Raw genomic sequence first — 9,021 nt, 5'->3', positions numbered from 1 at the left:
CGACCTGTCAGTGACTGAACTGACGCCATCGCCGGCAAGCCGCCTCCCACGGGGTTTGTGTTTATCCAGGAGATTTGCGTAGAAGGATGAATCCTCCGTATGGCATGCAGCCCGTGACGCTCTGCGTCACTCCAGCAGCAGACGCGGAGCGTGGAGGATCACGCGCTCTGCGGCCGTCACACAACCATCACCAAAGCTTCATGGGCATGACACGGCATCTCCCTAGCCTGCAACTACAGCAAAGCGCTTGGACAATTCAGTCGACCGGCCATTTCGTAAGGCTGGCTCATGGAGATTCGTATGACCCAGATCGCACGCATTCGTGAAAACACTTCTGAACGCCGTCTTCAGGCCGAGCGCCTGACGGGAGCGCGAGCCTTGCAGGAAGCACAGGCCTTGCGTTTCAGCGTGTTCAGCGAGGAGTTCAACGCCCGCCTCAACGGTGCCGAACAAGGTCTGGATATCGACGACTACGACGTGCATTGCTCGCACATCGGCGTACGTGATCTGAACACCGGGCGACTGGTGGCGACCACACGATTGCTCGATCACAAGGCGGCCACGACACTGGGTCGCTTCTACAGTGAAGAGGAATTCAGTCTGCACGGGCTGGTTCATCTGCAAGGCCCGATTCTTGAGCTGGGCCGCACCTGCGTGGACCCGGCCTACCGCAACGGCGGCACCATTGCGGTGTTGTGGAGCGAGCTGGCTGAAGTGCTGAATGAAGGCGGCTACAGCTACCTGATGGGTTGCGCAAGTATCCCGATGCAGGACGGCGGCATTCAGGCCCACGCGATCATGCAGCGCCTGCGCGAACGCTACCTGTGCAACGAGCACCTGCGCGCCGAGCCGAAGAACCCGCTGCCCGCGCTCGACATTCCAAGCAACGTGATCTGCGAGATGCCACCGCTGCTCAAGGCTTACATGCGCCTGGGTGCAAAAATCTGCGGCGAGCCCTGCTGGGACGAAGACTTCCAGGTCGCCGACGTGTTCATCCTGCTCAAGCGCGACGACCTGTGCCCACGCTACGCCCGTCACTTCAAGGCGGCGGTGTAATGAGCAGGGTACGCGGCTATGTCCGCGTGGTCAGAGTGCTGTTGGTGGTTGCGCTGGGGCTGACAATTGCTGGCGCTTTTGCCGTACTGGAGCGCTTGAAAGTCGGCAGTTCCATGGAGCGCCGTCAGCGCTGGAGCCGCTGGTTCATGGCGCGCCTGACCCATGCCCTGCCGTTTCGCGTGACTGTCACAGGCGAGCTGCCGCGCAAGCCGATGCTGTGGGTCAGCAATCATGTGTCATGGACTGACATTGCACTGCTGGGCATGCTTGCCCCGCTGTCGTTTCTGTCCAAAGCTGAAGTGCGGACCTGGCCGGTTGCAGGCTGGCTGGCGCTGAAAGCCGGCACGCTGTTCATACGTCGCGGTTCGGGCGACAGTCGCCTGATCCAGAAGCAGATGAGCAGTCATCTGCAACAGGGCAATGCGCTGCTGATCTTCCCGGAAGGCACCACTACCGACGGCAAGAGCCTGCGCACGTTCCATGGTCGTTTGCTGTCCAGCGCCATCGAAGCGGGCGTGGCGATTCAGCCGGTCGCGATTGCCTATTCCCGTGACGGCAAGCCCGACCCGATTGCGCCGTTCATTGGTGACGATGACCTGCTGTCGCACCTGCGCCGCCTGTTCGCCAACGAACAGAGCGATGTGCATATTCACTTGCTCGCGCCTATCCAGACCGCCGATCAGGAACGCGCCGCTCTGGCCTACAAGGCACAACAGGCGGTTCAGGTCGCGCTGTTCGGCGAAAGTGCTCAGCCGAGCGAAGTGGTCTCGCGCCCTGCCAGGGCTGCCTGAGCGAAGTCCTGCAACTGCGGATAGAACTCAGCGAAGTCCGCACTGAGGGGTTGGTAAAGCGCCTGCAGCTCCTGCATGCCGCCTGCCAGCCCTTCCGGCCTTGAAAGACGCCGGGAAATCCCGCCCAACACCTGCTCCAACACGCCGAACTCCCGATACGAACCCAGCCAGTCCTGTGCTGCCATGCGCGGTGCGATCAACGCCAGCCGCTCCGGCAGTTGCGGCTCGGCAGCCAGTACGCCGTAGACCTTGCGCGTGAAGACCTCCAGCGGTAGATCGGCATAGCGATGCCAGTCACGCGCCAGGCAGTGGTCGAAAAACACATCGAGCATGATGCCCGCGTAGCGACGCCGCTGCGCAGGAAAGCGGGCAATGGATGCCTTGATCAACGGATGGTTGTCAGTGAATGCGTCGATGCTGCGATGCAGTTGGATAGCCGCTTCAAGCTCCGCAGGAAAACGCCCCGGCAGCGGGCCTTTGACAAAGTCGCCGTACAGGCTGCCGAGCAATTGGGCGGGTCGATGACCGCCAAGATGGAGATGCGCCAGATAATTCATGAGGCAAGCGTACGCCGCTTTTCAGGCTCAGGTCTATATATCGATATAACCCGATATACCGATTCTTGATGAGCTAAGTCCAAAATCATATTTGTATATCGCGAAATACAGATATAAGGTTCGCTCCATCGCGATATATCGCTACACCGCCTGTGAGAACGACATGCCCATCGACCTCGACGACATCATCAAAGCGCTGGCCCATCCGGTCCGCCGAGAGATCCTGACCTGGCTCAAGGACCCGCGCGCCACGTTTCCCTCTCAGGAACACTCGATCGAGCACGGCGTCTGCGCCGGGCAGATCGATCAACGTGCCGGGCTTTCCCAGTCCACCGTTTCTGCGCATCTGGCGACCCTGCAACGGGCCGGTCTGATCAGCAGCAAGAAGGTCGGCCAGTGGCATTTCTTCAGGCGCAATGAAGAGACCATCCAGGCGTTCGTAGAGGCTCTGGTGCAAGAGCTGAACAACCCGGCCTGACCCATCCACTTTTTCAAGGAGACGCCCCCGTGCCTCTTTCGCTATTCATTCTGGCCTTGAGCGCCTTCGCCATCGGCACCACCGAGTTCGTCATCATGGGCCTGCTGCCCGATGTCGCTGCGGATTTGGGTGTGTCGATTCCCGGTGCCGGCTGGCTGGTGACCGGTTACGCGCTGGGCGTCGCCATCGGTGCACCGTTCATGGCGATGGCCACAGCCAGGCTGCCACGCAAGGCCGCACTGGTCACGCTGATGGGCATTTTCATCGTCGGCAATCTGCTTTGTGCACTGGCCAGCGACTATGACGTGCTGATGTTTGCACGCGTCGTGACTGCGCTGTGTCATGGCGCGTTCTTCGGCATCGGCTCGGTGGTCGCTGCAGGCCTCGTGCCCGCCAACCGTCGTGCTTCAGCCGTGGCCCTGATGTTCACCGGTCTGACGCTGGCCAACGTGCTGGGCGTTCCGCTGGGCACGGCATTGGGTCAATACGCAGGCTGGCGCTCGACCTTCTGGGCTGTGACGGTCATCGGCGTGATTGCCTTGATCGGCCTGATCCGCTTTCTGCCCACCAACCGTGACGAAGAGAAGCTCGACATGCGCGCCGAACTGGCCGCCCTCAAGGGTGCCGGGATCTGGTTGTCGCTGACCATGACCGCCTTGTTTTCAGCGTCGATGTTTGCACTGTTCACCTACGTGGCACCGCTGCTGGGTGATGTGACCGGCGTGTCCCCTCAGGGCGTGACCTGGACGCTGCTGCTGATCGGCCTGGGCCTGACCGTCGGCAACGTGATCGGCGGCAAGATGGCCGACCGCAAGGTGTCGTCAACGCTGATTGCCGTGTTCATTTCCATGGCCGTGATTTCCACCGCGCTGAGCTGGACCAGCGCTGCGTTGATCCCGACTGAAATCACTCTGTTCCTTTGGGCCGTTGCCGCCTTTGCTGCTGTGCCTGCGTTGCAGATCAACGTGGTGACCTTCGGCAAGGCCGCACCCAATCTGGTGTCCACGCTGAACATCGGCGCGTTCAACGTCGGCAACGCACTGGGTGCCTGGATCGGCGGCAGCGTCATTGCCCATGGCCTGGGCCTGACCCGCGTGCCGTTGGCCGCCGCAGCCCTGGCCGTGCTCGCGCTGCTCATCACCCTGATTACTTTCCGTCAGACCGGCAACCCCGATCTGGCCCCGGCAACTCATTGATCAATTAAGAGGATTCGACACATGACGACTATCTTTGACCCGATCACGATTGGCGATCTGCAACTGCCAAACCGCATCATCATGGCGCCGCTGACCCGCTGCCGCGCCGACGAAGGCCGTGTGCCCAACGCGTTGATGGCTGAGTATTACGTGCAGCGCGCATCGGCCGGCCTGATCATCAGCGAAGCCACTTCCGTGACGCCGATGGGCGTCGGCTATCCAGACACCCCCGGTATCTGGTCCAACGATCAGGTGCGCGGCTGGAGCAACATTACCAAGGCCGTGCACGGCGCTGGCGGGCGTATCGTCCTGCAACTGTGGCACGTGGGCCGTATCTCTCACCCGCAGTACCTGAACGGTGAAGCGCCGGTTGCGCCGAGCGCCATCCAGCCTGAAGGCCATGTGAGTCTGGTGCGCCCTATCACGTCGTATCCGACGCCACGTGCGCTGGAGCTGGCGGAAATCGGTGACATCGTCGACGCCTACCGTGTCGGCGCGGAAAACGCCAAGGCCGCAGGTTTTGACGGCGTGGAGATTCACGGCGCCAACGGTTACCTGCTCGACCAGTTCCTGCAGACCAGCACCAACCAGCGCACTGATCAGTACGGTGGTTCGCTGGAAAACCGTGCCCGCCTGCTGCTGGAAGTGACGGACGCCGCCATTGAAGTCTGGGGCGCTGGCCGTGTCGGCGTACACCTTTCGCCTCGCGCCGACCTGCATGACATGGGCGACGATAACCTGGCCGAAACCTTCAGCTATATCGCCAAAGAGCTGGGCAAGCGCGGGATTGCATTCATCTGTGCACGCGAGCGTGATGCCAGTGACAGCCTCGGCCCACAGTTGAAGAAAGACTTCGGCGGCGTGTACATCGCCAACGAGAAGTTCACCAAGGACAGCGCCAATGCCTGGTTGGCAGAGGGTAAGGCCGACGCAGTGGCCTGGGGTGTTCCTTACATTGCCAACCCGGACCTGCCGGAGCGTCTGGCCAATGATGCGCCGTTGAATGAAGCGCACCCGGAGACCTTCTACGCCAAGGGCCCGGTCGGTTACATCGACTACCCGCGCCTGTAATCAGCGTTTGGCAGCACAGGAGCCCTGACGCGTGAGCGTCAGGGTTTTTTATTGCCTCGGGAAACGGGTCCGGTCACTTGGAAGCGACAGGCTCCGTCACACCAATCACAGTGCCGTCTGCGTCAGTGACGGTGCCATCCGCATGTTTCCATCGACCGTCGGGGTAATTGACCGAGCCGTCGGCAAACACCCAGGTGCCGTCCTTGTGCAGAACGCTGCCATCCGGGTGTTCGGTGCTGCCGTCGGCGTGCACCGTCGTGCCGTCGATGCTCTGAACGGTGCCATCGGGACGAGTGACGGTTTGGGTTTTGGTGTCAGCAACGCTGCCGTCAGGGTGAGTCACGGTGCCGTCCGGGTTGAACACGCTGTTGAGCGGATGAACCAGCTGCAGGACGCCGGTCGCGGTGTTGACGATGCTCAGCAGCTTTTCCAGCCGCGAAGGTGGCGCAGGGTCGGCAGGCATCTTCATTTCAACGGGTGGTTTTTCGGTCGGCTTTACGGGTGGCTTGATCGGCGCTTTGACCGGTGGCTTCACTGGCGGTTTGACCGGAGGTTTGACTGGCGGCTTTACAGGCGGCTCGACCGGGGGTTTGACCGGCGGCTTCACGGGTGGCTTGACCGGAGGTTTGACTGGCGGCTTCACAGGTGGCTTGGCCGGCGGCTTGACCATGGGTTCGCCGGGCGTTACTGCCGGTTCGGCGCTGTGTGTTGCGGAAGAGGTGACTACAGGCTCATCGAGCGCCTCATTGGCCGCTATCGTGACGGGGCGTGTCGTATTGATTCCTTTCATTGCGAAAACTCCATGTAATAAATAGAGACGCAAGGGTAAAGGGGCGTCTTGCTGGCGATTCCATATTTATTTAGGGAGCAGGACTTTTTTGTAGGGAAGAGTAAAAACGCCACCGACCGCCCATACGGCGGCCAGTGGCGCATGGCTTCAACGACGGGCGTTGAGCTGTTGTGACAGGTTCTGGATCTGGCTGGTCAGGGTATTGATGTTGCGCGTCACCTGAGCACGAAAGGCATCGAACTCGGCGGTATTGCCAGCAGCCGCAGGGGCCGGGCGATTCTCCTGTTCGCTCTTGAGCACGATCAGGTCCTGTTCGAGTCGCTCGACGGCGGCGGAAGGATTGCCCTGTTTCTTCAGGGTCGCGACATCGGCCGCCAGACTCTTGAGCTGGGTGTCCAGCTTGCCCTGATCCGCCTGCGCGGTTTTCAGGTCAGGCAACGCAGCTTTCAGCGCGGTCAGCTCGGTGACCACGCCCTTGAGCTGCTCCTGCAATTGAGCGTTTTCGGTCTGCTGCTGCGTGGTTTGCGCAGCCATCTGCTCCAGTCGCTTGTCGAGGCTGCTTTGCTGGCCCTCAACGCCTTCGCGCTGCTTGTCCTGATCTTCCAGTTGCGCTTCCAGCAGTTTGATCCGCTGCTTGAGTGCTTCGCCGTCGCTGGAAAGCGATTCTGTCGCCACGACCTTGCCGGAAATATCCTGCAGGCGCCCCGCCGCTTCTTCACTGATTCGCGCAAAACTTTCCTGTGTCGCGACCAGTTGCTGTTCCATCAGCGAAACCTGCTGAAAACTCCACCAGCCCAGGCCGCAGAAGGCAATGAACAACGCGCCGACCAACGCCCAGAGTGGACCGGTGCTCGGCCCTTTGACCTTGACCACTGGCGTTGTGCGCGAGTAGACCGTCGTGCGCTCGCGTGCGCCTTTTTCCGGCACGAAATCATCATCGTCGTCCTTGGCGCTGAGGCTTGGGACGTCATCGATGTCGTCATATGGATCGTTACGCATGAGCAACCCTTCAAGAAGCTGTTGAAACCAAAGCTGGCGAGTATACCAATGGCACCTGATGATATTTCAATGTGCCACTACCGACTCAGCTCGATTGTTGGGCTTTCCACCAGCCGCAGAACTCGTCCAGCGCAGCCCAGAGACTGACACGTGGCTGATAGTCCAGATAATGCATGGCACGGCTGATATCAAGCGTGAAGTCCTTGTTCATGACCTGCATTCCAAGACGCGACAGCGTGGGTTCAGGTCGCCCCGGCCACAGCATGCAGGCCCCTTCATTGATCGCGGCAGCGGTATAAGCCAACCCGTATGAACGATAACGGGTGACCTGAGGCAACTGCATCTGCCGCATCACGTAATTGATGGCATCCCACAACGGCACCGGCGCGCCGTTGCTGATGTTGTAGGCCTTTCCCAGCGCAGAACCGGTGGCCAGCAGACTGCTTAACATGGCCTCGTTAAGATTCTGCATGCTGGTGAAGTCCACCTTGTTCAAACCGTTGCCGACGATGGACAGGCGCTTCTTCTGTTGCATGCGCAGCAGGCGCGGAAAAATGCTGTTGTCGCCCGCCCCTGTGACAAAGCGGGGCCGCAGCGCGATGACTTCCAGCCCGAACTCCTGCGCGCCGAATACTTTCTGCTCGGCCAGGTACTTGCTCGCGGCGTAATGGTTGTGGAAACGCTTGGGGACCTGCTCTTCCTTGATGCCCTGGCGCGAATGACCGTCGAAATAGATCGAAGGCGACGAAAGATGGACCAGTCTCGGCACCCTTTGTTTCAGGCAGCCTTCGACAATGTTTTCGGTGACTTGCACGTTGCCCAGCATGAAATCCTGACGCCGCCCCCACACACCGACAGAACCTGCGCAGTGCACCACGGCGTCCACGTCATCGCACAACGCCCGGACCAGTTGCGGGTCGGTCAGGTCGCCCTGCACGAACTCGGCACCCCGTCTGACCAGATGTTCGACGCCTTCGGCTCGGCGACCATTGATCCGCACGCTCATGCCCTGCTCCAGGGCGAAACGCGCAAAGCGTCCACCGATGAAGCCGCTTGCGCCGGTAACCAGAATCTTCATTTACCGCTCCATTGACGCGTCTGCGGGACAGGACAAACCCTACCCGCATTGTTTTCATATATGAACGTGTTGACGCTCACTTGCCGCCAGGCGGCACCAGCCAGCGACCCGACTTTTGTGCCAGATGCTCGGTCAGGCGGTTCAGCAACTGGCCGCCGTTGCGCCAGTGATGCCAGTAAAGCGGCACATCGATGTAGCGGGCGGGCAGCAGTTCGCGCAATGCGCCACTGCGTATCTGCTCGCTGACCTGCAATTCAGGTACCAGCCCCCAGCCAAGTCCGGCCTCGATCATGCGCATGAAGCCTTCGGATGAGGGACACAGATGATGCTTGAAACCGCCTTCGACCCCAAGCAATGCCAGATAGCGATGCTGCAAAAAATCATCAGGGCCGAAGACCAACGCTGCTGAGCGCGCAAGTTTCTCAGGACTTACACCATCGGCAAAATGCCGGTCGATGAACGACGGCGACGCCAGGGCACGATAGCGCATGGCCCCCAGCAACTGACTGCGTGCGCCGGCCACTGGCCGTTCGCTGCCACACAGACACGCTGCCACCTCGCCTGCACGCATACGCTTGAGTCCGACGTCCTGATCCTCGACCACCATGTCCAGCAGCAGATGATGTTCGGCGCAGAAATCCCCGACCGCCTGCGCCCACCACGTGGCAAGGCTGTCGGCGTTCAGGGCGATGCGCAGTCGCTCCGGCATGCCTTCCTCGTCAAGCGCGGGCACCTGGCTCTGCAGGTCACGCTCCAGCAGCCGAACCTGTTGCACATGATTGAGCAATCGCCGCCCGATGTCGGTCGGGCTCGGCGGTGTGGCCCGGATCAGCACCGGCTGACCAATGCGCGCCTCCAGCAGTTTGATGCGCTGGGACACCGCCGACTGAGACAGACCCAGCACCTGGGCAGCGCGTTCAAATCCGGCCTGTTCGATGACGGCAGCGAGCGCCGATAGCAGCTTGTAGTCAAACATCAGTTTTCCTAATGAGCGATCAGGATTAT

10 protein-coding genes are annotated in these 9,021 nt (G+C 60.8%); 5 read left to right on the top strand and 5 right to left on the bottom strand.

What is annotated here, in order from left to right; genetic code table 11:
- The first annotated feature begins 300 nt into the window (after positions 1–300).
- Together olsB and QRN20_RS09905 are read left to right on the top strand one after the other, a co-directional pair.
- Positions 301–1,056, top strand: a complete 756-nt coding sequence (gene olsB / locus QRN20_RS09910; protein WP_004881433.1) for an L-ornithine N(alpha)-acyltransferase — start codon at positions 301–303, stop codon at positions 1,054–1,056.
- The gene (locus QRN20_RS09905) at positions 1,056–1,847 is read left to right on the top strand and encodes a lysophospholipid acyltransferase family protein (protein ID WP_004881435.1); all 792 of its coding nucleotides are present in this window, start codon (positions 1,056–1,058) and stop codon (positions 1,845–1,847) included. The genes olsB and QRN20_RS09905 overlap by 1 nt, the downstream gene beginning before the upstream one ends.
- Here QRN20_RS09905 and QRN20_RS09900 read toward each other — a convergent pair.
- Positions 1,805–2,404, bottom strand: a complete 600-nt coding sequence (locus tag QRN20_RS09900; protein ID WP_004881436.1) for an acyl carrier protein phosphodiesterase — start codon at positions 2,402–2,404, stop codon at positions 1,805–1,807. The genes QRN20_RS09905 and QRN20_RS09900 overlap by 43 nt on opposite strands.
- Before the next feature lie 163 nt (positions 2,405–2,567).
- On the opposite strand from QRN20_RS09900, the gene QRN20_RS09895 reads away from it, so the two are divergent.
- The 3 genes from QRN20_RS09895 to QRN20_RS09885 are packed head-to-tail and all read left to right on the top strand — an operon-like array spanning position 2,568 to position 5,149.
- Complete coding sequence (locus QRN20_RS09895) at positions 2,568–2,882, top strand: ArsR/SmtB family transcription factor (RefSeq protein WP_004881438.1); 315 nt, start codon at positions 2,568–2,570, stop codon at positions 2,880–2,882.
- Positions 2,883–2,911: 29 nt separating this feature from the next.
- On the top strand, positions 2,912–4,078 hold the full coding sequence (locus QRN20_RS09890) for an MFS transporter (RefSeq protein ID WP_057408202.1): 1,167 nt from the start codon (positions 2,912–2,914) through the stop codon (positions 4,076–4,078).
- Positions 4,079–4,099: 21 nt separating this feature from the next.
- A complete protein-coding gene (locus QRN20_RS09885) occupies positions 4,100–5,149 on the top strand; it encodes an alkene reductase (protein WP_058432480.1) in 1,050 nt (349 codons plus the stop codon).
- 73 nt (positions 5,150–5,222) lie between these two features.
- Here QRN20_RS09885 and QRN20_RS09880 read toward each other — a convergent pair whose 3' ends face one another.
- The 4 genes from QRN20_RS09880 to QRN20_RS09865 form a co-directional block, all read right to left on the bottom strand.
- Positions 5,223–5,939 carry a hypothetical protein gene (locus QRN20_RS09880; RefSeq protein ID WP_122429668.1) on the bottom strand — a complete coding sequence of 239 codons (717 nt, stop codon included), beginning with the start codon at positions 5,937–5,939 and terminating at the stop codon, positions 5,223–5,225.
- Between the two features lie 147 nt (positions 5,940–6,086).
- Complete coding sequence (locus QRN20_RS09875) at positions 6,087–6,938, bottom strand: ATPase (protein WP_025996361.1); 852 nt, start codon at positions 6,936–6,938, stop codon at positions 6,087–6,089.
- An 85-nt stretch (positions 6,939–7,023) separates the two neighbouring features.
- On the bottom strand, positions 7,024–8,016 hold the full coding sequence (locus tag QRN20_RS09870) for an NAD-dependent epimerase/dehydratase family protein (protein ID WP_004881447.1): 993 nt from the start codon (positions 8,014–8,016) through the stop codon (positions 7,024–7,026).
- A gap of 76 nt (positions 8,017–8,092) precedes the next feature.
- Positions 8,093–8,992, bottom strand: coding sequence for a LysR family transcriptional regulator ArgP (locus QRN20_RS09865; RefSeq protein ID WP_004881450.1), 900 nt, complete (start codon positions 8,990–8,992; stop codon positions 8,093–8,095).
- Positions 8,993–9,021 lie beyond the last annotated feature (29 nt).

The sequence above is a fragment of the Pseudomonas sp. fls2-241-TYG-175 genome (genome assembly GCF_030209155.1).
GTDB classification, from domain to species: Bacteria; Pseudomonadota; Gammaproteobacteria; order Pseudomonadales; family Pseudomonadaceae; genus Aquipseudomonas; species Aquipseudomonas viridiflava.
Note: the sequence above shows the minus strand (reverse complement) of the source record. Positions and strands in the feature narration are given on the sequence as shown.

What these genes read in the sequence shown, in the direction of transcription:
- olsB (WP_004881433.1), top strand. Translation starts at nt 301, where the DNA reads ATGACCCAGATCGCACGCATTCGTGAAAACACTTCTGAACGCCGTCTT.
- QRN20_RS09905 (WP_004881435.1), top strand. Translation starts at nt 1,056, where the DNA reads ATGAGCAGGGTACGCGGCTATGTCCGCGTGGTCAGAGTGCTGTTGGTG.
- QRN20_RS09900 (WP_004881436.1), bottom strand. Translation starts at nt 2,404, where the DNA reads ATGAATTATCTGGCGCATCTCCATCTTGGCGGTCATCGACCCGCCCAA.
- QRN20_RS09895 (WP_004881438.1), top strand. Translation starts at nt 2,568, where the DNA reads ATGCCCATCGACCTCGACGACATCATCAAAGCGCTGGCCCATCCGGTC.
- QRN20_RS09885 (WP_058432480.1), top strand. Translation starts at nt 4,100, where the DNA reads ATGACGACTATCTTTGACCCGATCACGATTGGCGATCTGCAACTGCCA.
- QRN20_RS09880 (WP_122429668.1), bottom strand. Translation starts at nt 5,939, where the DNA reads ATGAAAGGAATCAATACGACACGCCCCGTCACGATAGCGGCCAATGAG.
- QRN20_RS09875 (WP_025996361.1), bottom strand. Translation starts at nt 6,938, where the DNA reads ATGCGTAACGATCCATATGACGACATCGATGACGTCCCAAGCCTCAGC.
- QRN20_RS09870 (WP_004881447.1), bottom strand. Translation starts at nt 8,016, where the DNA reads ATGAAGATTCTGGTTACCGGCGCAAGCGGCTTCATCGGTGGACGCTTT.
- QRN20_RS09865 (WP_004881450.1), bottom strand. Translation starts at nt 8,992, where the DNA reads ATGTTTGACTACAAGCTGCTATCGGCGCTCGCTGCCGTCATCGAACAG.